Origin of the sequence: Pseudopontixanthobacter vadosimaris, from assembly GCF_012979275.1 — a bacterium.
Lineage (GTDB): Bacteria > Pseudomonadota > Alphaproteobacteria > Sphingomonadales > Sphingomonadaceae > Pseudopontixanthobacter > Pseudopontixanthobacter vadosimaris.
Map to the genome: position 1 here is coordinate 197,905 of NZ_JABASZ010000025.1, position 24,158 is coordinate 222,062.

The following is a 24,158-nucleotide window of genomic DNA, read 5'->3' on the forward strand; positions in this document are numbered from 1 at the left end:
GGCCAGGATCAGTTTGCCCGCGCCGCGCGGGCGGATTTGCGGGCCTGCCGACGTTCCGCGGCAGTAACCGTGCCGTCATTGTCGGAATCGGCGGCAGCGAAGCGGGTCATCGCCTGTGCGATGAATTCCGCCTGCGTGACCGAACCATCACCATTGGCATCCATTTTCTGCATCATATCGCGCCCGCCCATGCCGCCCATGCGGCCCTTGCCTGCGCCACGCCTGCCACGGCGATCCTGACGGGCTTCGCCGCTTCGTTCGGACCTGTCGGCCCGTTCGCCCCGCATCCCATGCATCGCGGCGAATTCGGTGCGGCTCAGGCTGCCGTTGCCATCGGTGTCGAGGCGGTCGAAACGGGCGTTCCGGCGCGCCGTGCGGTCGGCCTGATCCAGCCGGCCGTCATTATTGACATCCATCCGGTCGAACGCGGCACTGGCGCGGGTCTGCGCCTCGGCGCGCGTAAGGGAGCCGCCAGCTGTCTGGGTGCCACTGGTTTGGGTGCCATTGGTTTGGGTGCCATTGGTTTGGGCAAGGGCGATACTGCCGGTCGCCGCCAGCGACAGCAGGGCTGCGGAAAGGGCGATTGTCTGCTTGCGCATGGGAATGATCCTCTTGAAGTCTGGTCTGGAGAGCTGCGACGGGTCGTTCAGGGGGGGGCGTTCAGGGAGGGAGAAAACCCGCCGCAGCTCATGACACCCTTCTAGGCGGCAAATGTCGCACGCTTATGCCGCGATCCGCGAGATTTGTCGCAGAATGTCGCGGCGACACGCCCCCGTTCATCGGCCTGCAATGGCGCGAGGGCCGCAGCCGCTCAGAGCGGCTTGCAGGCATCCTCCATCCAGGCCAGCACCTCGCCCGACAGCTGCGGCGCGAGGATCTCGCGGCAGCGCGCGTGATAATCGTTCCACCACGCCTTTTCGTCTTCCGTGAGCAGGTCCGCATCCACCATGTCGCGGGCGATGGGCACGAAGGTGAGCGTATCGAAGCCGAGGAAGCGCCCCCCATCGGTCCCGAAGCCTGCCCCATCCACTTCGCGCGCGACGGTCAGGATCAGGTTTTCGATACGAATGCCGTATTCGCCGCCCTTGTAATAGCCGGGTTCGTTGGACAGGATCATGCCTTCGTGCAGTTCCTGCCCCGTGCCCGGATAGGAACCCGTCAGCTTGGCGATACGCTGCGGCCCCTCGTGAACGCCGAGGAAGCTGCCGACGCCGTGGCCGGTGCCGTGGCCGTAATCCAGCCCGACCTGCCACAGGAACTGGCGGGCGAACCCGTCCAGTTCCCCCCCGGCGGTGCCCTGCGGAAAGACCGCGCGATCGATGGCGATGTGGCCCTTCAGCACACGGGTGAAACGGTCGCGCACTTCGGCGGTCGGCATGGCTTTCTCACCAGCGCCGGAAATCCACACCGTGCGGGTGATGTCGGTCGTTCCGTCGAGATATTGCCCGCCCGAATCGCACAGGAAAACGCTGCCCGGCTCGATGGTCAGGCTGCTTTCCTCGTCCACGCGGTAATGCGGGATCGCGGCATGGGGGCCGGCAGCGGAGATCGTGTCGAAGCTCTGGTCCCGAAGCAGGCCCGTTTCATCGCGGAACGCGCGCAGCTTCGCCGCAGCGGTCAGCTCGGTTTCCCTGCCGCCGGGCGCTTCGGTGGCCAGCCAGTGCAGGAATTTCGTCACCGCCGCCCCGTCGCGCGCCTGCGCGTCGCGGTGGCCCTGTACCTCGACCGGGTTCTTGATCGCCTTGGGCAGGATGGTGGGATCGCGGTCGGCCACCGGCTTCGCGCCCGCGGCTTCCAGCGCCTGATGGATGCCCGCGACGCCGTAATCGGGATCGACCGAGACGATCTTGCCCTTCATGTCGGCCAGCGCCCCCTCGAAAGCATCGCGCTGTCTGACGGTGACCGCATTGCCGAGATGCTGCGTCAGTTCGGGCGTGATCTTTTCGGGCGCGACGAACAATTCCGCCGTGCCGTCGGCATGGGCGATGACATAGGACAGGGCGACCGGCGTGCGCTCCACATCCGTGCCGCGAATGTTCAGCAGCCAGGCGATGGAATCGAGCGCCGGGATGACCGCCGCGTCATAGCCTTCCTCTTTCAGCCAATTGGCGACCTCGGTGCGCTTGTCCGCGCTGGAACGGCCCGAATGTTCATCGGCATGGATCGTGGCGGGTGCTGCCGAGGGTTCCGGCTGGTCTTCCCACACCGCGTCCACCGGGTTCTGCTCGACCGGGACAAGGCTCATGCCCTTCTTCGCCAGCGCCTTTCCGGTCCTTTCGGCCCAGCCCTTGGTGTGCAGCCACGCATCGTAACCGATCTTCGCGCCGGACCCTGCGTTCTCCGCGATCCACTTGCCCATCTCGACATCGGGCACGAGGCAATAGTCATACAGCCGTTCGTCCACCTGGTCGCGCACCTGGATGGTGTAGCGCCCGTCGATGAACATGGCCGCACCCTTGCCGCCCTTGCCGCTGTCTTTTCGCAGCACCACCGCGCTGCCCGCCGATCCGCCGAAGCCGGTCAGCCAGGACAGGCGCTGGGCATAGCTGCCGATATATTCCGACATGTGTTCATCCGAAATCGGGATGACGAAACCGTCCAGCCCCTGGCGCTCCAGTTCTCGGCGGAGGGAATCGAGGCGGGCTTCATGGGTCTGCATCAGCATGGCGGTCTGTCCTTGGTCTTGTTCTTTTGTCTCCATCTAACATAGGGGATCGGAATGAGTGATACCACACCTGCAGGCCCGCCCGTCGCGGCCAGAAAACCGTCCAGCCTCAGCCACCATGGCATTACCGTGCCGGACCATTATGCCTGGCTGCGCGATCCCGCCTATCCGGAAGTGAAGGATGCCGCGATCCTGCGGCATCTGGAGGCGGAGAACGCCTGGTTCGAACATCGCATGGCCCCGCATCGCGCATTGGTGGACACGCTGTTTGCCGAAATGCGCGGGCGCATCAAGGAAGCGGACAGATCGGTGCCGCAGAAGGATGGCCGCTGGCTGTACTGGATCGAATATGAGGAAGGGGCCGAATACAAGAAATGGTGGCGTTGCCCGGTGGGCGCGGAGCCGGGCGGGGCGCGTGACGAACTGATCCTGGACGAGATCGCGCTGGCGGAGGGCTGCGACTATTTCCGCCTCGGCGCCATCGCGGTCAGCGCAGACGGATCGAAACTCGCCTTCAGCGTCGATGACAATGGTTCGGAACGCTTCACCGCGCGGTTCCGCGACCTGTCCAGCGGCGAGATGCTGGCGGACGAGATTCCGGGCACGCTGTCCTCTTTGGTCTGGGTCGGGAATGATCGCGGCGTGGTCTACAGCCTCGCCAACGAACAATGGCGCACCGACAATGCGCGGCTGCACTGGCTGGGCGAGCCGCTGGAGAGCGATGTCGAACTGTATCACGAGGATGACGAGGGTTTCCGCGTCGGGTCGAGCCTGTCGGCGAATGAGAAATGGCTCGTCATCGGCACGTCGGACCATGAAACCAGCGAGGTGCGGCTGGTCCCGGCGGACGATCCGCTGGCGGCGCCGATCCTCGTCAGGGAGCGGCGCAAGGGCGTCGAATATGAGGCTGACGAGCGCGATGGCAAATTGTATATCCTCGCCAACGACACCCATGACAATTTCCGCCTCGCCACCGCTTCGCTGGACGATCCCGGCAATTGGGAAACCCTGATCGCGGGCAGCGACGAGGTCTATCTGACCGGCTTCGACCTGTTCCGCGATTTCTATGCGCTGGAATCGCGCGTCGGCGGGCTGGATACGATCGAGATCCGTTTCTACGACGATCCCGCCCGCACCGAGCCGATCGCCTTTCCGGCGGCGAGCTATACCGCATCGCTGGGCGACAATCCCGAATGGGCGATGGAGCGGCTGCGCGTGTCCTACGAAAGCATGGACACGCCCGCGACCACCTATGATTACGTTGTGGCCGAGCGGCGGCTGGAAGTGCTGAAGGTGCAGGAGATTCCCTCCGGCTACGATGCGACGCTGTATGAAACGCAGCGGCTGGAGATCGCGGCGCGGGACGGGACGATGATCCCTGTCAGCTTGCTCTACCGCAAGGATCGCGCGCCTGCGGGTCCGCTGCATCTGTATGGCTATGGTGCCTATGGCATCGCCATTCCGCCGGGCTTTTCGGTCACGCGCCTCAGCCTGGTGGATCGCGGCTTCGCTTATGCCATCGCGCATGTGCGGGGCGGTGACGACCTGGGGCGCGCCTGGTACAAATTCGGCAAGCTGGAGCGGCGGATCAATACTTTCACCGATTTCGTCGACGTGGCGAAAGGGCTGGTGGAGCGCGGCTATACCACTGCCGGGCGGATCAGCATTTCCGGCGGATCGGCGGGCGGCGAGCTGATGGGCGCGGTGATCAATTCCGACCCTGAACTATGGGGCGCGGTGGTCGCGCATGTGCCCTTCGTCGATGTACTGGCCACGATGCTCGATGCCTCGCTGCCGCTGACGCCGGGCGAATGGGGCGAATGGGGCAATCCGATCGAGGACAGGGCCGCCTTCGACCTGATCCGCAGCTACAGCCCCTATGACAATGTGACGGCGCAGGATTACCCGCCCCTGCTGGTGACGGCGGGGCTGAACGACCCGCGCGTCACCTATTGGGAGCCGGCGAAATGGGTCGCCCGGCTGCGCGAGAAGAAGACCGATACCAATGAACTGCTGCTCAAGACCAATATGGGCGCGGGCCATGGCGGCAAATCGGGGCGCTTCCAGTCGCTGACGGAAACGGCGGAGGAATTCGCCTTCATCCTGTGGCAGATGGGCCTTGCGGACAGAGCGGAATGAGCGCCCGCTTCACGCGCCGCTTCGATGCCCGGCCCGAACATATCGACGAGCTTGGCCATGTGAACAATGTCGTCTGGCTCGGCTGGGCGCAGGACATCGCCACCAGCCACTGGCAGGCGCGGGCGGACCCGGCGCATGTCGAGGCCTATTTCTGGGTCGTGACCCGGCACGAGGTGGATTACCGCGGCAATATCGGCGCAGGCGAATCCGTCACGGCGGAGACCTGGATTCCCGATGCGCCGCGCGGGGCGCGTTTCGACCGCTGCGTCAGCTTCACGGATGATGCCGGCAAGGTGCTGGTATCGGTGCGCTCGACCTGGGCCATGCTGGAGAAGGCGAGCGGCCGGCTCGTCCGCATCAGGCCCGAAGTCGCCGGCGCGTTCTACGCGGAGAATTGAACCGACAGGGGCAGGCCGCGTGCCTGCCCGCCGATTGCCTCGTCAGGCCAGCAGATCCGCCACCGCGTGATAGTCATAGCCCAGTTCCTCGGCCACGGCGCGGTAGGTCAGCTTGCCATCATGCACGTTCAGCCCTTCCGCCAGATGCGGATTGGCGCGCATCGCATCCATCCACCCCATCCGCGCGATCCGCAGGGCATGAGGCAGGGTGACGTTGTTCAGCGCATAGGTGCTGGTGCGGGCGACCGCGCCCGGCATGTTGGCGACGCAATAATGCACGATGTCATCGACGATATAGGTCGGTTCGGCATGGGTCGTCGCATGGCTGGTTTCGAAACAGCCGCCCTGGTCGATGGCGACATCGACCAGCACCGCGCCCGGCTTCATCAGGCCGAGCATCTCACGCGTCACCAGCTTGGGCGCAGCGGCACCGGGGATCAGCACCGCGCCGATCACCAGATCGGCTTCGGCCACCGCATCTTCCAGGTTCGCCTTGTTGGAAAAGCGCGTGCTGGCCCGGTTTTCGAAGAAGGTGCCGACCTTGTCCAGAACCTCGGGGTCGCGGTCCATGATGGTGACCTGCCCGCCGAGGCCGACCGCCATCTGCGCCGCGTTGAAGCCGACGACGCCGCCGCCGATCACGACGACCTTGCCCGGCATCACCCCCGGAACCCCGCCCAGCAGCACGCCGCGCCCGCCATGCGCCTTCTCCAGCGCATTGGCCCCGGCCTGGATGCTCATGCGGCCCGCCACCTGGCTCATCGGTTTCAGCAGCGGCAGCTGGCCATTGGGGCCGGTGACGGTTTCATAGGCGATGGCGGTCACGCCGGAATCGATCAGGTCGCGCGTCTGGTCCGGGTCGGGGGCAAGGTGCAGATAGGTGTAGAGGATCTGGCCGCGGCGCAATTTGCTGCGTTCCTCCGCCTGCGGTTCCTTCACCTTCACCACCATCTCGCATTCGGCGAAGATCGGGTCCGGGCCATCGACGATCTTCGCGCCCGCGGTGACATATTGCGCGTCGGTCGCGCCGATGCCGAGGCCCGCGCCGCTCTCGATCCAGACCTCGTGGTCGTGATGCACCATTTCCGTCACGCTTTCAGGAGTCAGCCCGACGCGATATTCGTGATTCTTGATTTCCTTGGGGCAACCGATGCGCATCGCGACTCTCTCCTGCGGGACCGGGCGGCCCGGTTTTGCGGGCTTCGTTACAAGTGAAACCGGCTGCCTTCAACCCACCGGGCGCGGATAACACGGCATCTGCCGCCTCGATCCGCGAACCGTCATACGCCGGTCACACAAGGGACGCAAAAGAACCCCGGACCCATCATAAGCAAGAGGTTGCGACACCGTGAAACTGGCATCTTCCATAGCATTGCTCGCCCTCACCGCCGCAGGGGCGCAACCCGCCACCGCGCAGGAGACTGCCACAAAGGCGGAAGCCGGTGATTCGAATGGCTGGAGCATCGAGCCACGCGGCCGCATCCAGCTCGATGCCGGGTTCATCCATGCCCCGGACGGATCGGGCCTGCCGGACGGTTGGGGCGAGGAAGTGCGGCGCGCCCGCCTCGGGGTGAGCGGAACCGTTCCCGGCGATTTCGGCTACAGGGTCGAGCTGGAATTCGGCAGCGGCACCGTCGAATTTGCCGATGCGCTCATCACCTACCGAACCGGCGATGTCGAACTGACCGCCGGACAGCACAATAATTTCCAATCGCTCGAAGAAGTGACCAGCAGCCTGCATACTTCGTTCCTGGAACGCGCCGCATTCACCGATGCCTTCGGTTTCCAGCGGCGCCTCGGCCTGTCGGCGCAGTATCACGAATCGGATATCCTGTTGCAGGCCGGTGTCTTCGGCGAACCGATCGATTCCGACGGGGACCGCGACTGGAGCCTCGATGCAAGGGCGGTCTATATGCCCCGGATAGGCGACATGCAGCTGCACCTTGGCGGATCGGCGCATTACGCCCGGCTGGTCGATGGTCAGACGCTGCGTTTCCGTCAGCGCCCCGGCTTCCACTTCACCGACGAACGCTACATCGACACCGGCCGTTTCGATGCCGATGCGGAAAATGGTTTCGGGCTGGAAGCCGCCGCGATCGCCGGGCCGTTCCATGTCGCGGCCGAAGGTTTCCGGCAAAGCGTCGATCGCCCCATTCTGCACGATGCCGATTTTGTCGGGGGCTATGTCGAGGCCGGATATTTCCTCACGAAGGGTGACCGCCGCGGCTACAGGAAAGGCAGGTTCGACCGCATCCGTCCCGAACGCCCGGTCACGAAGGGCGGCCCGGGCGCTGTCCAGTTGAACGTCCGCTATGATTATCTCGATCTGGTGGACGAGGATATCGTCGGCGGCAAACAGAACGCCGTGGGCCTTGCGCTCGTCTGGGTGCCGACTGCCAGCACGCGGATCATGGCGAATTACGAACGCCTGTATTATGACTCCGCCGAGCCGACGCTGGCGGGTGACACCTCCTACAGGGTCGATGCCTTCGGCATGCGGGCGCAGTTCGATTTCTGACAAGTCCGGCGCTGTTCCGGCAGTTTGCCAAGCCTGCCGGCCGTTGTAGCCAAACTGTCATGCAATGATCCTATCAAGCCGCCACCAACCTGATTCATTCCGGGAAATATCATGCGCCTCAAGCTCTCCATAGGTCTCGCCGCCCTTTCCGCCCTGGCCCTTTCCGCCTGCGGCACCGAAGGCGGCGCGACGCGCGATTCGGTTCGCGCGGTCGGCTCCTCCACCGTCTATCCCTTCGCCAAGCTGATTTCGGAAAGCTTTGCCCGCTCCAATCCCGGCATGAACAGCCCGCTGGTCGAATCGACCGGTTCGGGCGGCGGCATCCAGCTCTTCTGCCAGGGCGTGGGCAGCAACACGCCCGATATCGTGAATGCCTCGCGCCGGATGAAGCCTTCGGAATTTGCCACCTGCAACCAGAACGGCGTGACCGGGATCGTCGAACTGCAGGTCGGGCTGGACGGGATCGCCTTTGCTTCCTCGCAGGGCGGTATCCAGATGAATTTGACACCGGAAATCGTCTACCGCGCCCTCGCTGCCAATCCCTATGGCGAAGCGCAGACGGCGAAGCTCTGGTCCGATGTCGATCCCGGCCTGCCCGCGCAGCCGATCCTGGTCTATGGCCCGCCCTCCACCTCGGGCACACGCGACGCGCTGAAGGAACTGATCCTCGAAGTCGGCTGCGAGGAAGGCCCCGGCATGGCAGCGATCAAGGAAAGCGACGAGGATCGCTACGACCAGATCTGCACCGAGGTCCGCAATGACGGCGCCTATGTCGACCAGGGCGAACAGGACAATCTGATCGTCCAGAAGATCGAGGGCAACAAGCAGGCGGTGGGCATCTTCGGCTATTCCTATCTCGAGGAAAATGCCGACAAGGTGCAGGGCCTGCCGATGAACGGCGTCATGCCCACCTATGACAATATCGCCAGCTTCGACTATCCCGGTGCGCGACCGCTTTATATCTATGTGAAGAAGCAGCATCTGGATGCCGTTCCCGGCCTGCGCGAATATGTCGCCGAATGGGCGAAGAACTGGTCGCGTGACGGATTGCTGACCCGCGCCGGAATGATCGCTTCGCCCGACGATGTGCTGGCCAGGAATGCCGAAGCCGCCAGCAGCTTCACGACGATCATGGCGGACGATCTCGGCTGATCCGAGTCTTGCCGTCACCGCGCCTGACGCGGCAACGGCGCTGGCAAGGTGGAGCACGCTTCGCTAAGGGAGCCGCCATGCGTTATGAATTTTCCGAACTGTCGCCCGCCGAACGTTACAAGCTGCTGGTGAACACCATCACGCCGCGGCCCATCGCCTGGGTGGTCACGCTGGATAATGCCGGTCGCACGAACGCCGCGCCCTATTCCTTCTTCAATGCGATGGGCGCGGATCCGGCGCTGGTGGTGCTGGGCATTGCAGGCGACAATGCACGGGCCGGAGAGGCGCAGAAGGACAGTCTGCGGGTGATCCGCGAAACCGGCGAATTCACCATCGCGCTCGTCACGGAAGCCGATGCCGAGATCATGGTGATGACGGCGATCAATGCGCCTGCCGGCACCAGCGAGCTGGAATTCGCCGGGGTGGAAACCCGCCCGGCCCGGCATGTGAAGCCGCCGGTGATCGCATCATCGCCGGTCACCTTCGAATGCAAGGTCTGGAAGATCGTCGACACGTCGGACAATTCGGCCATCGTCATCGGCGAGGTGATCGCGATGGATATCGTGGACTCCGTCCTCAGCGAGGAGGACGGCAAGCTGCGCATCGACGCACCGGCGCTGAAGCTGCTCGGCCGCGCCCATGGTGCGGGCCATTACTGGCGCGGGACGGACCAGATCGTCATCGACCGCAAGAGCTGGCCCGAGGAGACGGTCTGAACGGGCCCCGGCGCCGGCGGTTTTCTCAGCCTAGAGCGGGTTGCCGTTCTCGTCGCGGTAGATGTCGCGGCGGCCGACATGGTTGGCCGGGCCGACCAGCCCGTCGCCTTCCATCCTCTCGATCCACTTGGCCGCCGTATTGTAGCCGACGCCCATCTGGCGCTGCAGCCAGCTGCCGCTCGCCTTCTGGTTCTCGAACACGATCTGGCAGGCCTGCCGGTATTTCCGCTCGTCCGGATCGTCGCTGGCGGTCAGTTCATCGTCGAAGCCGAAGCCGCCGCCATCTTCGGGTTCTTCCGTCACCGCATCGACATATTCCGGCTTGCCCTGCGCGCGCCAGTGGCTGGCGACCTGCTCCACCTCGTCATCGGAAACGAAGGGACCGTGCACGCGGACCAATGCGCCGGTGCTCGGCTTGAACAGCATGTCGCCCTTGCCCAGCAATTGTTCCGCGCCCTGTTCGCCCAGGATGGTGCGCGAATCGATGCGGCTGGTGACGTTGAAGCTGATGCGGGTGGGCAGGTTCGCCTTGATGACGCCGGTGATGACATCGACGCTGGGACGCTGCGTGGCCATGATCAGGTGAATACCGGCGGCGCGGCTTTTCTGCGACAGGCGCTGAATCAGAACCTCGATCTCCTTGCCCACCGTCACCATCAGATCGGCCAGTTCGTCGACGATCAGCACGATCTTGGGCAGCGCCTGGTAATCGAGCTGCTCTTCCTCGTAGAGTTCCTCGCCCGTTTCGGGATCGAAGCCGGTCTGGACACGGCGACCCAGTGGCTTGCCCCGCGCGGCGGCGGATTTCACCTTTTCGTTGAAGCCATCGATATTGCGCGCCCCGATGCTGCTCATCTGCCGGTAGCGGCGCTCCATTTCCTCGACCGCCCATTTCAGCGCTCGCACCGATTTATGCGGTTCGGTGACGACGGGTGAAAGGAGATGCGGAATATCGTCGTAGCTTTTCAGCTCCAGAACCTTGGGATCGATCAGGATCAGGCGGCATTCGGCGGGTGTGAAGCGGTAGAGCAGCGACAGCAGGATGCAGTTCAGCCCCACCGACTTACCCGAACCCGTCGTGCCGGCCACCAGCAGATGCGGCATGGCGGCAAGATCGGCCACGATCGGATCGCCGGCGATGTCCTTGCCCAGGATGATCGGCAGGCCATCGTCGCTGTCGGCGAAGGCGGCGCTGGCGGCCAGTTCCTTCAGCACCACCATCTGGCGGTCGGCATTGGGCAATTCGATGCCCATCACCGTCTTGCCGGGAATGGGCGAGACGCGGGCGGAAATGGCGCTCATGTTGCGGGCGATATCCTCCGCCAGGCCGATGACGCGGCTGGCCTTGATGCCGGGGGCGGGCTCCAGTTCGTACATGGTGACCACGGGACCGGTGCGGACGGCGGTGATCTCGCCCTTGACGTTGAAATCGTCGAGCACGTTTTCCAGCAGGCGGGCGTTCCGCTCCAGCGCCATCCGGTCCAGCTTGGGCGCGGCGTGGACGGGCGGTTCCTCCAGCAGGTCGAGGCTGGGGAGCTGGTAATCGGCGGTGAACATGTCCGTCTGGCGAGGCTTCGGCGCACGCGCCTCGGCCGGGCGCACGGGCGCGGACGGGTCGGATATTTCGGGCGACCGGCGCGGCATGTCGGCAGCCTGTTCCGGGCGCGGTTCGCCGCGCGGTTCGGCTCTCGAAGCCTTGCGAGGCTTTTCGGGCGCGCTGCTTTCCTCGGCATTCTCCGGATCGTCTGCGGCCATTCGGCGGCGGGCGAGGGGTATGGCCTTGAGGAAACCCGGCAGCGTCAGCAGCGCCGCCCAGTCGAGCGCGAATACCCGCGTGACGATGGTGACGCCGCCCGCCAGCGCGGCCAGCGCGGCCAGCAGGATCACCCAGCCCTGCAAGGCTTCCGGCAAGCGCGATGCCAATGCCTCCACGGCGCCTGCGCCCAGCAGCCCGACAAGCCCGCCCATCGACGCGGGCAGGGTGCCGCCCGGCCCCTCGAAAGCGAGCGAGAGCACACAGGCCAGCAGGGCCATGCCCAGCAGCAGCAGGCCGGTGGGACGCCACCAGCGGGTCTCGGTGTCGCGGTCCTCCTCCTCCACATCGCGCCACAATTTGCGGGCGAAGACATAGAGCAGCGGCAGCAGCAGCACCGAAGCAAGGCCGAAGATGAAAAGCGCGCGTTCCGCCGCCCATGCGCCGGTGAGGCCCATCCAGTTGCGGATGTCGTCACCCGAAGCGGCGGTGGAAGGGCTGGCGTCGGTCTGCGTATAGCTGACGAGCGCCAGCGCAAGGAACAGTGCGGCGCATAACAGCACGAGAGCGCCGACCATCTGCCCCGCGCGGCGCAACGAGCGCCGGAAGGCTGCGCGCCAGTCCGTCGCCGCCTGCTTGCCGCTGCTGCGAAGGCCCCGGTCCCCGATTGCGCGTGTCGCCATTATCCGTCTTCCGCTGTTCGGTGCCGCGGCCAGTGCCGCGTCCCCCACCTCGTCTTCAGTCATGGCCCCTGACCCGCCCCGCCGTCAAGAATCCTCGGGCATTCCGCGCTTGTCGGCCAGCTGCGATCCCGCCCAACCGAACGCCCCGTCCACGGCAGCCCAGCGGGTGCAGCCGAGTTCCGCCGCACGTTCGCAATTCATCCCGCCCAATGCGATCACCGGCATTGCAGCCTGTTCGGCCAGACGCTCGAACCCCGCCCTGCCCAGGACCGCCGCACCGGCATGGGACCGGGTTTCATACACGGGCGAGACGAAGGCAGCGTCGGCGCAAAGCGCGTTGGCGGCCCGCATCTCGGCGGCATCGTGAACCGTCGCCAGGCGAAGAAGACTTTCGCATTCAGCAGAAGTGCCGATCAGTGCGCCGGGCGAGGCATAGATGCCATCTGCACCCCACAGCCGCGCCATCCTGCCATCGCCGGACAGGATCATCAGATGGCCCTGCTGTTTCGCCAGCGTCAGCAGGAGGTCGAAACGCTTGCGCCGCGCGTCCGCAGTGCAATGGTAATGCCTGAAAACGAAACCCGACCCCGCAGGCAAAGCGCGCAGGGCATCCTCCAGCACGGCATCGTTGCGCGCATCGCTGATCAGCCAGCGGATCGGGAGCGGGGTCTGGCGCGGCGGCATCGAGGCGTTATAGGCTGGGTCCATGGATCATGCAGCCCCCGATACCGGTCCCCACACCGGCCCCAATACCGGCCCCGACGCAGTCACCCGGCTGGAGAATGTCCAAACCCGCATAATGCGCGCCGCCCGCATCGCCGGGCGCGCAGCGGAGGACATCACGCTGGTCGCGATCAGCAAGACTCACGAAGCGGCGGCCATCCAGCCGCTGCTTGCCGCCGGTCACCGCGTCTTCGGCGAAAACCGGGTGCAGGAAGCGCAGGCGAAATGGCCGGCCCTGCGCGAGCAATTCGATGGAGTGGAACTGCATCTGGTTGGGCAGTTGCAGTCGAACAAGGCGGAAGATGCCGCGGCGCTGTTCGACTGCATCCATTCGCTGGATCGCGACAGTCTGCTGAAGGCCCTGGCCAGGTCTTTTGATAAACAGGGCCGGCAGGTGCCCTGTTTCGTGCAGGTCGATATCGGTGACGAACCGCAGAAAGGCGGCTGCCCGATCCCCGAACTCCCGGCTTTCTTGAGCAGGGTGCGGTCGGCCGAGATCCCGTTGGCGGGTCTGATGTGCGTGCCGCCGCAGGGGATCGAACCGGCCCCGTTCTTCGCACTCCTCGACAAGCTGGCGCGCGACAACGGTCTGGATTCCGGCGAGGGCATGGCCCAGAGCAGGGGCCTGAGCATGGGCATGAGCGGCGATTTTGAAACGGCGGTGAAACTGGGCGCGACGCATGTACGGGTCGGCAGCGCTCTGTTCGGCACCCGTTCGCCACAGGATCGTTCGCCACGGGAGCTTCAAGCACAGGGCTGACCTGCGGCGAAAAGCCGGGTCAGGCCTGTTCCAGTTCTGCCTGCTCCAGTTCCGCCTGGCGCTCGTCGCTCACGGCGGCCAGCAACTCGCGCTCAAGCTTGCCCAGCCGATCTTTCGCCACGATGCGATTGCCGGTGAGGTCGGTGACGTAGAATGTATCGGCCGCGCGTTCGCCGAAATTGGTGATATGCGCCGAACGCACCACCAGCCGGTTTTCGAACAGGGTGCGCGCCACGCGGTTCAGCAAGGCGGAACGGTCGCGGGCATGCACCTCGATCACCGTGAAACGGTTGGATGCCTTGTTGTCGAACACCACCTGCGGTTCGACATCGAAGGCCTTGGCCCGGCTGTGGGGCAGCGGCCTTTGCGCCAGCCGGGGCACCAGCGCGATCCGCCCCGCCAGCGCGTCGGTGATCGATTCCTCGATTCGCTTTAGCTGGCCGGGATCGTTGAAGGCTGCGCCATGCGGATCCTGCACGATGAAATTATCGACGGCCCAGCCATTGCGCGTGGTGTGGATGCGCGCATCGATGATGCTGGCACCGGCCAGGTGGATGCCGCCGGCGATGCGGTAGAACAGGCCGGGATGATCCGAAGCGATGACGCTGACCATCGTCGCCCCGCGGTCGGAACAATATTGAGTGTTGATCGACAGTTCCTGATCCATCCGCCGGGCCGCGTCATATTGCACGATATTCATGGCGGCGATGTCGTCCGGCTCCGCGATCCAGTAGGCATCGTCGAACAATCCGCCATGCCTGTCCATCAAGGCGGCATTATCCTTCAGCGCGGCGTGAACGGCCTCCTTCTTTGCCGCGACGCGCTGGCTGCGGCCGTGGCGCATGTGCCCCAGCCGCAGGCGTTCATGCGCCGTGTCGAACAATTCGCCCAGGAGCTGCCCCTTCCAGCTGTTCCAGACTCCGGGACCGACGGCGCGGATATCGACGGCGGTCAGGATGGCCAGGTGACGCAGGCGTTCGATGCTCTGCACCCGGCCGACGAAATCCTCGATGGTCTTGGGGTCGGTCAGATCGCGCTTGAAGGCGGTCGCGCTCATCAGCAGGTGCTGGCGGACCAGCCAGGCGACCAGCTGCGTCTCGCCATCGTCAAGTCCGAAGCGGGGGCACAGATCGAGGGCTATTTCGGCACCGAGTTCGGAATGATCGCCGCCGCGGCCCTTGGCGATGTCGTGCAGCAGCACGGCGACATATTGCGCCCGGCGGCTGCGGACCTTGTGGATGAGCCGGGTGGCGCGGGGGTGATCGTCGGCCAGCAGCCCGCGTTCTATTTTCGAGACCAGGCCGATGGCGCGGATCGTATGTTCGTCCACCGTATAATGATGGTACATGTCGAATTGCATCTGGGCGTTGACCCGGCCGAAATCGGGCACGAAGCGCCCGAAAACGCCGGCTTCGTTCATCCAGCGCAAGGCGGTTTCAGGGTCGCGCCGTCCCGCCAGCAATTGCAGGAACAGGGCATTGGCGCGGGGGTCTTCGCGCACCTCCGCCTGGATCAGACCGGAATCGCGATCGGCCTGCCGCATCGCCGAAGGGTGGATCTCCAACCCCATTTCCTCGGCCATGCGGAAAATCTCGATCAGGCGCACGGGATCTTTCCGGAACCAGTCGTCGGACGGGGCGGCGATGGTGCCGCCGAATATGCGGTATCCCTTCACGATGCGCGGCTTGGCCCTGAAGCCTGCCAGCAGCCCGCGGCGCACCCGTTTCTGCGCGAATTCCTCGTCAATATGGGCGAGGAACACGCGAGTCAGCGACCCCACTCTCTTCGCCTGCAGGAAATAGAACTGCATGAAACGTTCGACGCTGCTCTTGCCCGTGCGGTCGGCGAAATTCATCGCGCTCGCCACCTGGCGCTGCAGATCGAAGGTCAGCCGGTCCTCCGCGCGGCCGGTGATCGTGTGCAGATGGGCACGTACCGACAGCAGGAAGCTTTCCGCCTTTCGGAAGCTGCGATATTCCGCCGGGGTGAACAGGCCCTTGTCCACCAGTTCCGCGGCGCCGCGCACCCGGTGGATGAACTTGCCGATCCAGTACAGCGTCTGCAGGTCGCGCAGGCCGCCCTTGCCGTCCTTCACATTGGGTTCGACGACATAGCGGCTGTCGCCCATGCGCTGGTGGCGGCGGTTGCGCTCCTCCAGCTTCTCGGTCACGAACTGGCGGGCCGTCCCGGCCGCGACCTCGGCCCAGAAGCGCCGCGACACTTCTGCATAGAGCGCCTTGTCGCCCCAGACATAGCGCCCTTCCAGCAGGGCGGTGCGAATGGTCAGATCCGCTTTCGCCATCTCGATCGTCTCGCTCACCGTGCGGCTCGACTGGCCGACTTTCAGGCCGAGATCCCACAGCAGATAGAGGATCGCCTCGACGGCTTTTCCGCACCATTCCGAGCGTTTTCCGCCCGTGATGAAGGCGATGTCGAGGTCGGATCGCGGCGACATTTCCGCCCGTCCGTATCCCCCGACGGCGATGATCGTCAGAACGTCGTCCGGCGAGCGCGACAGATCGGCCAGCAGGTCGCGCGTGACGAAATCATGCACCAGCCGCAGCAGCTGATCCATGAGGAAGGCATGACCGGCGGCATTTTCATGTCCGGCGGATGGCCGTTCCACCAGCCGGCGCGCCAGTTCTTTGCGGCCATCCTCCAGCGCCTGTTTGAGGAGAGCCAGAACCTGCGGCCGTGCAGCCTCTCCGGCCTCGCCTTTACAGACCCCGTCTCTGCTCGCCCCGTCCCTTGCCGCAGTCACCAGTTCCGCAAATTGCCCGGCGATCGCGCGCCGGTCGATGACGGCGCGCTGATCGACGATAGCCGTTCGCGGGGGCAGGTTCGGGCTGGGGGAGCGTTCCGCGTCCTTCGAGGCGTCGGTTGCGGTCAAACGGCTGAAACGCGCCCCTGATAGGCGGCCTTGACGGCGCGCTTGTCGATCTTCTGCGTGCCGAGGCGCGGCAGCGCGCTTTCCGACTGCCACAGGTGCTGCGGAATCTTGAAAGGGGCGATCCGCGCCTCGAGATATTCGCACAGATCGTCGGGCGCCAGACTGCGGCCGTCCTTCACGTGATAGACGGCGGCCGGTACCTCGCCATACCGGTGGTCAGGCAGGCCGAAGACGCTGCATTCCGCGATGTCCGGATGGCCGTAGATCGCTTCTTCCACCTCGATGCAGGCGATGTTCTCGCCGCCGCGGATGATGATGTCCTTCTTGCGGTCGACGATGAACACATAGCCGTCTTCGTCCAGATAGCCGAGATCGCCGGTGCGGAAGTAACGGTCGTCCGTGAACGCGGCGCGGGTCGCTTCCTCGTTCTGCCAATAGCCTTCAAAATTGGCGATGGAGCGGATCGAGATCTCGCCCACCTGTCCCTGCGGCAGGCTGGTTCCGGCATCGTCCAGAATGGCGAGATCGACCAGCGGACGGCTTGGCGTGCCGGTGCTGCCGGGCTTGGCGAGGTAATTCTCGTTGAAATTGCCGCAGCCCACACCGTTGGTTTCCGTCAGCCCGTAACCCAGCAGCGGGAAGCTTTCGGGGAAGGCGTCCTTGATCTCGTTGACATGATCGACCGGGCGCGGCGCACCGCCGGCGGCGAAGCTCTTGCATGCGGACAGATCATAGTTCCCGTGGTCGGGATGGGTGGCCATTTCGTAGCTCATCAGCGGGACGCCGACGAAATAGGTCACGCCTTCCGCTTCCATCAGGCGCATCGCCTCCTTCGCGTCCCACTTCGGCATCAGCACCAGCTTGCGCCCGATGGCGAAGCTTTGCAGGAACAGCGGTATCTCACCCGTGACGTGGAACAACGGCACCGCAACCAGCGCAGATGGCTGGGAAGTCGGCGCTTCGCCCTTCTGGGTCAGATAGCCGAGGCTCATCACCGACTGCGCGACATAGCTGAAGATGCCGTGGACGACGCTGCGATGGTTCGAATAGGCGCCCTTCGACTGTCCGGTCGAACCCGACGTGTAGAGAATGGTGGCGAGATCGTCGGGCGCGAGGTCGGGCAGGGTGACCGTATCCGCTTCCGTCTTCCAGACGGATGCCAGCCCTTCCGAGGCCGGTCCGCCATGCGAGAAGGTGACGACGGTCGCCCCGTGATCCGCCCCTTCCAGCCGGGCGGCGCGCTGCGCATCGGCCAGCACCAGCTTGCATTCGGCGAGGCGGATGCCGCCGGCCATTTCCTCGCCCGTCCAGAACCCGTTCACCAGCGTGGCGGCGCCGCCTGCCATGACCGCGCCCATATAGGCGATGATCCAGTTGGCGGAATTGCGCGCGGCGATGCCCACCCGGTCGCCCTTGGCCACGCCATGATCCGCGACGAGGGCAGCGGCCACCGAACGCGCGGCGGCATAGGTATCCCCGAAGGTCAGCCGCGTTTCCCCGTCGACCAGGAAAAGCGTGTCCTTGTGCTCGTTGCAGAAATGGGCGAAATAATGGGCCAGGCTGGGCGGTGCGTTGACGAAGGCGGGCATGGTGACGCCCTTGTGTTCGACATCCGTCGTTTCGAACAGCTGACCGGGGGCGGTCAGCCCGTCCATGATCTGGTTCAGCGTATTGTCCAGCGCGCTTGGCATGCAATCCATCTCCTTGTCCGGGCCGGTGCGATTCGCTTTTGCGAATTCGCGCATGGGTCGAACCCGGCCGGTATCGTTTCGCCCCTGGTATTCCGTATGGCCATACCGCGCAGATGGGGTTTCAAGCGCGGTGCCGCTATGGCAATAGCACGCCACACGAACATGCGAACAGGCCTTGTGCCCATGCAGATTGTTTAAGGGGTGCAACACGTGCTGTCACTAGTAACCGCTGCCATCGCGGCGCAGGCCGACGCCGGACCGATCGTCTGGTCGCAACTGGGTCTGCGGCCCGGCATCGATCTCGGCGTTTTCACGCTGCGCTATTACTCGCTTGCCTATCTTGCCGGTATCGCGCTCGGCTACTGGCACCTGACGAAGATGGTGAAGGCACCCGGTGCGCCGATGGCGCAGCGCCATGCGGAAGATCTGTTCTTCTATTGCACGCTCGGCATCATCCTCGGCGGGCGGATCGGCTATGCCACCTTCTACGAACCCTCGCTCTGGACCAGTCTCGACATCTTCAAGCTGTGGACCGGCGGGATGAGCTTCCACGGCGGGGTGGCGGGCGTATTGCTGGCGATCGCCTGGGTCTGCCACAAGGGCGGGCTGCGCTTCCTGCGGGTGGCGGATTACATCGCGGTGAACGTGCCCTTCGGCATGATGTTCGGCCGCCTGGCGAATTTCATCAATGGCGAATTGTGGGGCCGCACCACCGATGTGCCCTGGGCCATGGTGTTTCCAGGTGCGGGTCCGCTGGGCCGCCATCCCAGCCAGCTTTACGAAGCGGCCCTGGAAGGCGCGCTGCTGATCGCGGTGCTGCTCTACCTGTTCTGGCGCACCCGCGCCCGTTACCGGCCCGGCCTGCTGGTGGGCGTGTTTACCTTCGGCATCGCGCTGGCCCGCTTCACGGTGGAATTCTACCGCGAACCGGACGCGCAGCTGGCCGAATTCGCTTATCGGACGGGCCTCAGCATGGGGCAGTGGCTGACGATCCCGCTGATCCTGCTCGGCCTGTTCTTCATGGTGCGCGCGCTGCTGCGCCCGCCGCTGGCGAGCGGGGCGACCTACCGCGCGGGCGCGGAAACCGCCCCGGCCTGACGGGTTTCAGGCGTGAGCGCGCAAGGTGAACCGGTGGAGGCACCCCGCCTTCTGGGAACGATTTTCCGCCGGTTGATCCGCGATAGCGGGCCTATGTCGCTGTCGCAGTTCATGGGCGAGAGCAACGCGCGCTATTATGCGGCGAAGAACCCGCTCGGCAGCGCAGGCGATTTCGTCACCGCGCCTGAAATCAGCCAGATGTTCGGCGAATTGATCGGGCTGTGGCTGGCGGATATCCGCGCGCGGGCGGGACGCGGCGGGTCTGTGCATTATGTCGAACTCGGCCCCGGCCGGGGAACCCTGACGCGCGATGCCCTGCGCGCCGCGCGGCATCACGGCCTCGATCCGCAGGTGCATTTCGTCGAGACGAGCCGCGCGCTGAAAGCCATTCAGGCCGAAGCGGTGCCGGCCGCGCAGTGGCATGACGATCTGTCCACCGTCCCGATGGACGCGCCGATGCTGCTGGTCGCGAACGAATTTTTCGATGCATTGCCGGTGCGGCAGCTGGTGCGGGCGGCGCAGGGCTGGCGCGAAAGGCTGGTCGGGCTGGATGAAGACCGCTTCACCTTCGTCGCCGGCGGACAGCCGATGGAGGCCGCCGTGCCTGCCGCCTGGCGCGAGGCGCCCGAGGGCACGATCATCGAAACCAATCCGGGCGCGGCGGCGATGATGCACGAGATCGCGGGGCGGCTCGCAAACCAGGGCGGGGCTGCGCTGATCGTGGATTACGGCCATGCCGAAATGCAGTCCGGTTCGACCCTGCAGGCGGTCCGCGCGCACCGCAAGATCAGCCCCTTCGCCGCACCGGGCGAGGCCGATCTGACCGCGCATGTCGATTTTGCGACGTTGGCCGATATCGCCCGCAGCCGCGGTGTCCGCGTATCGGGGATCACAACGCAGGGCGATTTCCTGCGCGCCATGGGCATTCAAATGCGGACTGAAAGACTGGCCGCCGGGGCACCGCATTGCAAGGCTGAACTGGAAGCGCAGCGCGACCGGCTGATTGCGGATGACCAGATGGGGCGATTGTTCAAGGTAATGGGCCTTTCCGCGCCGGACTGGCCCGACGGTGCCGGCTTCGGCCCGCCCGGATAGGTTCAGCGCAGCGTTTCATCCGCCAGCATCCGGGCCGCTTCCGCCGGGCTGCGCTTGTCCTCCGCCCGGTCCACCGCGTGATTGGCGCGCCGCATGGCGGCAACATCGATCTGCCCCAGCAGCGGGCGCAGCATTCGCAGCAGGTTCTCGTCAGCGGAGCGGCCCGGGGCCAGCATCAGGATCGCGTCATAGGACGGCAGCGCCCCGCGCGGGTCTTCCAGCACCACCAGATCGTCGGCCGCGATCCGCCCGTCCGAAGTATAAGCGGAGATGACATCCGCCTCGCCCGCGGCGAGCGCATCATACATGAAGGTCGCCTGGAAACTGCGCTGACGGGCAAAGTCCAGATCATAGGCTGCCCGTACCGACTGCCATTCAGGACGTTCGAAAAATTCGATATCCCCGCCGATCGTCAGGCGCGGGGCGACGCGGGCGAGATCGCTCAGCGTTTCGATGCCGAGCCGTTCTGCCGCATCGCGCCGCATGGCGAAGGCGTAGGCGTTTTCGAAACCGAGCCTGCCAACGACCTCGATACCCGTCTCTCGCTTCTCCCAGTCGCGGATCGCGGCGAACATCGCATCGCGCGCTACCATGTCCTCGCGCCGCAATTCATTGGTCCAGATCGTGCCCGTGTAATCCACGGCGATGTCGATATTGCCCGATGCCAGTGCCCGGTGAATCACGGCGGAGCCAAGTCCTTCGCGGTAACGCACGGCATAGCCCGCATCCTCCAGCCGCTGCCCGATCAGCCGGGCGAGGACGAATTGTTCCGAGAAGTTCTTCGCGCCGATCACCAGCGCACCTTCGTCGCTGCGCTCGCGCGTCGAAAAGAACGCGGCGGCAAGACCCAGCGCCAGCAGCGCCAGACCGGCGCGTACCATCCAGCGGCTGCGCCTCTCATCATTCGAGCGGAACCCCCGTTCGACCGTGCCGAGCAGGATATCGGCGAGGATGGCGAGGCCCGCGCTGGCGATGCAGCCTGCCAGCACCAGCGCCCAGTTCTGCGTCTGCAATCCGGCGAAGATCGGATCGCCCAGGCTGGGCTGGCCAACGGTGGTCGACAGGGTGGCCGCCCCGATGGTCCAGACGGCGGCGGTGCGGATGCCGGCCATGATGTAGGGCGCGGCCAGCGGGGCCTCGACCCAGCGCAGCTTCTGCGCCGCCGTCATGCCCACGCCATCGGCTGCCTCCAGCACGCCTGCCGCCATGTGTTCGCGGGCCGTGACCGCATTACGCAGGATCGGCAGCAGGGCATAGAGGGCGAGCGCCAGCAGGGCCGGCAGGAAGCCCAGCGTCGGAAGGCCATCGCCGAACACCGCCCGCAGGCTCAGCAGCAAGGGAAAGAACAGCGCCAGCAGCGCCAGTGCGGGGATGGTCTGCACGAGGCTGGCGAAGGTGAGCGCGACCCGCGCCACGCTGGCGGAGCGGCTGGCCCAGACGGCGAGCGGCAGAGCAACGATGATGCCGAGCGCCAGTGCGGACCCCGCCAGCAGCACATGCTGCGCCAGCTTGGGGCCGAGTGTCAGAAGGACGGCGGCGATCTCACCCATCGCCGCGTTCCAGCCCGGCCATTGCCCGTGCCTGCGCGCGGGGCACCGCCACCAATTGCTGCGCTTCTTCGCCGCCCGCGCCGGCGACGAGCGCGGCGGGCGTTTCATCCGCCACGATCCGGCCATGGTCCATGACCAGCACCCGGTCCGCCAGCAGCAGCGCCTCGGCCATGTCATGCGTCACCATCAGACTGGTCAGACCGATCCGGTCGTGCAGGGCGCGGACGCTGCGGCCAAGGGCGTCGCGCGTGACCGGGTCCAGCGCGCCGAAGGGTTCGTCCATCAGCAGCAGCGGCGGTTCCTGCGCCAGCGCGCGCGCGACCCCGATGCGCTGACGCTGCCCGCCGGACAGTTCATCGGGCATCCGCGTGGCGAAAGAGGGATCGAGCTCGACCAGTTCGAGCAGTCCGGCAATCCGCTCGCGCGGCAAGGTCCGAGCGGCGACGCGCCCGCCGATACCGATATTCTCCGCCACGTTCATATGCGGGAACAGGCCGACATCCTGGAAGACATAGCCGATCCGGCGGCGCAGGGCGGGTGCGGGGCCGTCCAGAATGTCGTCACCGCCAAGAAGGATGGTTCCGCCATCGGGTTCGATCAGGCGGTTCACCATCTTAAGCAGGGTGGATTTTCCCGAACCCGACTTGCCGACCAGCGCGCAGAAGCTGCCCGTGGCGAGATCGAGAGAAACCCCGTCCACCGCCGCGATCGCTCCGAATCGCTTTCTCACGCCCCTGATGGAAAGGGCGGGATGCGTGTGCGCCGTGTCTGCCGGAGCGTTAATTGGCGATGGTGGGCAGCGGAAGGTTCAGCCGGACCTCCAGCCCGTCGTCGTGCCAGAAATGGTCCATCCGCCCGTTCAACTGCCCTTCCACCGCCATCTTCACCAGGCGCGAGCCGAACCCTGCATTGCTGCCGTCATCGGCGGGGCGCTGCGGCGCGGGCCCGCCCTGTTCGCGCCAGACGATCTCGGCATCGTCGCCATCGCAGTCGAAGTGGATGCGGACCTTACCTTCATCGACCGACAAAGACCCGTATTTTGCGGAATTGGTGGCCAGTTCATGGAAGATGAGCGCAAGCGGCGTGGCCGATCGCGGCCCGATCGCGCAATCGCCTTCGGACAGGATCACACGGTCGTCCCCGCCGCCGAAATATGGTGCCATCAATTCCTTCAGCAGGCCGCTCAGACTGTCACCCTTCGCGCCTGCGACCGGGCGCACGAAATCATGCGCCCGTCCCAGCGCGCGGATGGTCCCGTTCAGATCGTCGGCGAATTCCTTCATTTCGGGGTAGCGACGCGAACGCATGGCGATCAGGCCGGAAACGACGGCGAAGATGTTCTTGATGCGGTGCGACAGTTCATTCGCGAGCATTTCACGCGATTGGAGATGGCGATGGTGATCGTCGCGGTCCGTCACGGTGCCGAACCAGCGGCGCGGTTCCTCGTCGCCATTTTCCGTCGGCCGCGTGTTCACCTCGACCCAGCGCCAGTTGTCATCCGCCATGTGCAGGCGGAATTCATGGGTCAGCCCCGCACCATCTTTCAGCGCCGCGGCCCATTTCCTCGCCAGAACTTCACGATCATCCTCATGCACCAGCTTCAGCCATTCGTCCCAGGTGCCGGGAGGAGCGACACCGGTTGCTTCGTTGAAGCGGGCATTCAGATAATCGAGCCTGCCATCCGCATCGGTCGCGAAGGCGATATGCGGCAGGCTGTCAATCAGGGTGCGCAACTGCTTTTCGCTCTTGGCGACATTCTGCGCGGAAACCAGCGATTCGCGCCGGTGCCGCAACCGGCGCATGACCGCCGCCGCCAGCACGCGCAGACCTTCGGTCTGCAATGCGCTCAGCCCTCCGGGGCGCGGCTTCGTATCGATGACGCACAGGGATCCGAGCGGTGCGCCTTCGCCTGAAATCAGCGGTGCGCCGGCATAGAAACGGATGTTGGGGTGCCCGGTGACGAGCGGATTGTCGTCGAAGCGGCTGTCCTCGCGCGCGTCGGGCACCACCATGGGCTGGGCCTGCAGCATGGCATGGGCACAGAAAGAGGTAGGGCGGGGCGTCTCCGTCTCGGACAGCCCCTCACGCGCAAGGAAGCGCTGGCGCTCCTTCTCCACCAGCGACACAAGGGCGATGGGCGCATTGCACAGGCGCGCGGCGAAGCCGACGATCTGTCGCAGTTCCTCGTCGTCTTCCAGCGAATCGAGGCCATATTGTGCGATGATGCTCGCACGCGCCTCCTCGCCGCACATGGCCGCCGCTGGCGGGACCCCTTCCGGCCAAGGATGTAGATCGGGAGTTTGCGTCATCTGCCGGCATGCATAGCG

At 65.3% G+C, this 24,158-nt stretch carries 18 protein-coding genes; 8 read left to right on the forward strand and 10 right to left on the reverse strand.

Annotated features, from left to right (window positions below; genetic code table 11):
- Window positions 1-8 precede the first annotated feature (8 nt).
- Window positions 9-599: an EF-hand domain-containing protein gene (locus tag HG250_RS06065; protein WP_170003733.1), complete on the reverse strand. Its 591-nt coding sequence runs from the start codon at window positions 597-599 to the stop codon at window positions 9-11.
- 212 nt (window positions 600-811) lie between these two features.
- The gene (locus tag HG250_RS06070) at window positions 812-2,665 is read right to left on the reverse strand and encodes an aminopeptidase P family protein (protein WP_170003736.1); all 1,854 of its coding nucleotides are present in this window, start codon (window positions 2,663-2,665) and stop codon (window positions 812-814) included.
- Between the two features lie 54 nt (window positions 2,666-2,719).
- Between HG250_RS06070 and HG250_RS06075 the strand changes: the two genes are divergently transcribed.
- Together HG250_RS06075 and HG250_RS06080 are read left to right on the forward strand one after the other, a co-directional pair.
- On the forward strand, window positions 2,720-4,804 hold the full coding sequence (locus HG250_RS06075) for a S9 family peptidase (RefSeq protein ID WP_170003738.1): 2,085 nt from the start codon (window positions 2,720-2,722) through the stop codon (window positions 4,802-4,804).
- A complete protein-coding gene (locus HG250_RS06080; protein WP_170003741.1) occupies window positions 4,801-5,202 on the forward strand; it encodes an acyl-CoA thioesterase in 402 nt (133 codons plus the stop codon). The genes HG250_RS06075 and HG250_RS06080 overlap by 4 nt, the downstream gene beginning before the upstream one ends.
- Window positions 5,203-5,244: 42 nt before the next feature.
- On the opposite strand, the gene ald is transcribed toward HG250_RS06080, so the two are convergent.
- On the reverse strand, window positions 5,245-6,360 hold the full coding sequence (gene ald / locus HG250_RS06085) for an alanine dehydrogenase (RefSeq protein ID WP_170003744.1): 1,116 nt from the start codon (window positions 6,358-6,360) through the stop codon (window positions 5,245-5,247).
- A gap of 190 nt (window positions 6,361-6,550) precedes the next feature.
- On the opposite strand from ald, the gene HG250_RS06090 reads away from it, so the two are divergent.
- The 3 genes from HG250_RS06090 (at window position 6,551) to HG250_RS06100 (ending at window position 9,588) form a co-directional block, all read left to right on the forward strand.
- Window positions 6,551-7,720, forward strand: a complete 1,170-nt coding sequence (locus tag HG250_RS06090) for a porin (RefSeq protein ID WP_170003747.1) — start codon at window positions 6,551-6,553, stop codon at window positions 7,718-7,720.
- Between the two features lie 111 nt (window positions 7,721-7,831).
- Window positions 7,832-8,872: a substrate-binding domain-containing protein gene (locus HG250_RS06095; protein ID WP_170003750.1), complete on the forward strand. Its 1,041-nt coding sequence runs from the start codon at window positions 7,832-7,834 to the stop codon at window positions 8,870-8,872.
- 77 nt (window positions 8,873-8,949) lie between these two features.
- Window positions 8,950-9,588 carry a flavin reductase family protein gene (locus HG250_RS06100; RefSeq protein ID WP_170003753.1) on the forward strand — a complete coding sequence of 213 codons (639 nt, stop codon included), beginning with the start codon at window positions 8,950-8,952 and terminating at the stop codon, window positions 9,586-9,588.
- Window positions 9,589-9,618: 30 nt separating this feature from the next.
- Here the strand turns inward: HG250_RS06100 and HG250_RS06105 are convergent, their stop codons facing one another.
- Both HG250_RS06105 and HG250_RS06110 read right to left on the reverse strand, forming a co-directional pair.
- Entirely contained in the window at window positions 9,619-12,024 is a 2,406-nt protein-coding gene (locus HG250_RS06105) for an FtsK/SpoIIIE family DNA translocase (RefSeq protein ID WP_170003756.1), read from the reverse strand.
- 84 nt (window positions 12,025-12,108) lie between these two features.
- Complete coding sequence (locus HG250_RS06110) at window positions 12,109-12,732, reverse strand: thiamine phosphate synthase (RefSeq protein ID WP_240956933.1); 624 nt, start codon at window positions 12,730-12,732, stop codon at window positions 12,109-12,111.
- On the opposite strand from HG250_RS06110, the gene HG250_RS06115 reads away from it, so the two are divergent.
- On the forward strand, window positions 12,731-13,507 hold the full coding sequence (locus HG250_RS06115) for a YggS family pyridoxal phosphate-dependent enzyme (protein WP_170003759.1): 777 nt from the start codon (window positions 12,731-12,733) through the stop codon (window positions 13,505-13,507). The two genes, HG250_RS06110 and HG250_RS06115, sit on opposite strands and share 2 nt — an antisense overlap.
- Before the next feature lie 19 nt (window positions 13,508-13,526).
- On the opposite strand, the gene HG250_RS06120 is transcribed toward HG250_RS06115, so the two are convergent.
- A complete protein-coding gene (locus HG250_RS06120) occupies window positions 13,527-16,346 on the reverse strand; it encodes a [protein-PII] uridylyltransferase (protein WP_205763549.1) in 2,820 nt (939 codons plus the stop codon).
- Between the two features lie 47 nt (window positions 16,347-16,393).
- Window positions 16,394-18,088 carry a class I adenylate-forming enzyme family protein gene (locus HG250_RS06125; RefSeq protein WP_170003957.1) on the reverse strand — a complete coding sequence of 565 codons (1,695 nt, stop codon included), beginning with the start codon at window positions 18,086-18,088 and terminating at the stop codon, window positions 16,394-16,396.
- Between the two features lie 213 nt (window positions 18,089-18,301).
- Between HG250_RS06125 and lgt the strand changes: the two genes are divergently transcribed.
- Complete coding sequence (gene lgt, locus HG250_RS06130) at window positions 18,302-19,186, forward strand: prolipoprotein diacylglyceryl transferase (protein WP_170003959.1); 885 nt, start codon at window positions 18,302-18,304, stop codon at window positions 19,184-19,186.
- 12 nt (window positions 19,187-19,198) lie between these two features.
- The gene (locus HG250_RS06135) at window positions 19,199-20,281 is read left to right on the forward strand and encodes a class I SAM-dependent methyltransferase (protein ID WP_420821312.1); all 1,083 of its coding nucleotides are present in this window, start codon (window positions 19,199-19,201) and stop codon (window positions 20,279-20,281) included.
- 2 nt (window positions 20,282-20,283) lie between these two features.
- Here the strand turns inward: HG250_RS06135 and HG250_RS06140 are convergent, their stop codons facing one another.
- From HG250_RS06140 to HG250_RS06150, 3 genes are read right to left on the reverse strand one after another with little or no spacing between them, the layout of a single operon-like run.
- Window positions 20,284-21,831 (reverse strand): ABC transporter permease/substrate-binding protein, encoded by a 1,548-nt coding sequence (locus HG250_RS06140; RefSeq protein WP_170003762.1) that lies wholly within the window; start codon window positions 21,829-21,831, stop codon window positions 20,284-20,286.
- Entirely contained in the window at window positions 21,824-22,561 is a 738-nt protein-coding gene (locus HG250_RS06145; protein ID WP_338103871.1) for an ATP-binding cassette domain-containing protein, read from the reverse strand. The genes HG250_RS06140 and HG250_RS06145 overlap by 8 nt, the downstream gene beginning before the upstream one ends.
- Window positions 22,562-22,610: 49 nt before the next feature.
- Window positions 22,611-24,140, reverse strand: a complete 1,530-nt coding sequence (locus HG250_RS06150) for a sensor histidine kinase (protein ID WP_170003764.1) — start codon at window positions 24,138-24,140, stop codon at window positions 22,611-22,613.
- Window positions 24,141-24,158: the final 18 nt, after the last annotated feature.

Coding starts and splice junctions, on each gene's coding strand:
- HG250_RS06075 (WP_170003738.1), top strand. CDS start 2,720: ATGAGTGATACCACACCTGCAGGCCCGCCCGTCGCGGCCAGAAAACCG.
- HG250_RS06105 (WP_170003756.1), bottom strand. CDS start 12,024: ATGGCGACACGCGCAATCGGGGACCGGGGCCTTCGCAGCAGCGGCAAG.
- HG250_RS06125 (WP_170003957.1), bottom strand. CDS start 18,088: ATGCCAAGCGCGCTGGACAATACGCTGAACCAGATCATGGACGGGCTG.
- HG250_RS06115 (WP_170003759.1), top strand. CDS start 12,731: ATGGATCATGCAGCCCCCGATACCGGTCCCCACACCGGCCCCAATACC.
- HG250_RS06095 (WP_170003750.1), top strand. CDS start 7,832: ATGCGCCTCAAGCTCTCCATAGGTCTCGCCGCCCTTTCCGCCCTGGCC.
- HG250_RS06100 (WP_170003753.1), top strand. CDS start 8,950: ATGCGTTATGAATTTTCCGAACTGTCGCCCGCCGAACGTTACAAGCTG.
- HG250_RS06110 (WP_240956933.1), bottom strand. CDS start 12,732: ATGGACCCAGCCTATAACGCCTCGATGCCGCCGCGCCAGACCCCGCTC.
- HG250_RS06065 (WP_170003733.1), bottom strand. CDS start 599: ATGCGCAAGCAGACAATCGCCCTTTCCGCAGCCCTGCTGTCGCTGGCG.
- ald (WP_170003744.1), bottom strand. CDS start 6,360: ATGCGCATCGGTTGCCCCAAGGAAATCAAGAATCACGAATATCGCGTC.
- HG250_RS06080 (WP_170003741.1), top strand. CDS start 4,801: ATGAGCGCCCGCTTCACGCGCCGCTTCGATGCCCGGCCCGAACATATC.
- HG250_RS06140 (WP_170003762.1), bottom strand. CDS start 21,831: ATGGGTGAGATCGCCGCCGTCCTTCTGACACTCGGCCCCAAGCTGGCG.
- HG250_RS06070 (WP_170003736.1), bottom strand. CDS start 2,665: ATGCTGATGCAGACCCATGAAGCCCGCCTCGATTCCCTCCGCCGAGAA.
- HG250_RS06150 (WP_170003764.1), bottom strand. CDS start 24,140: ATGACGCAAACTCCCGATCTACATCCTTGGCCGGAAGGGGTCCCGCCA.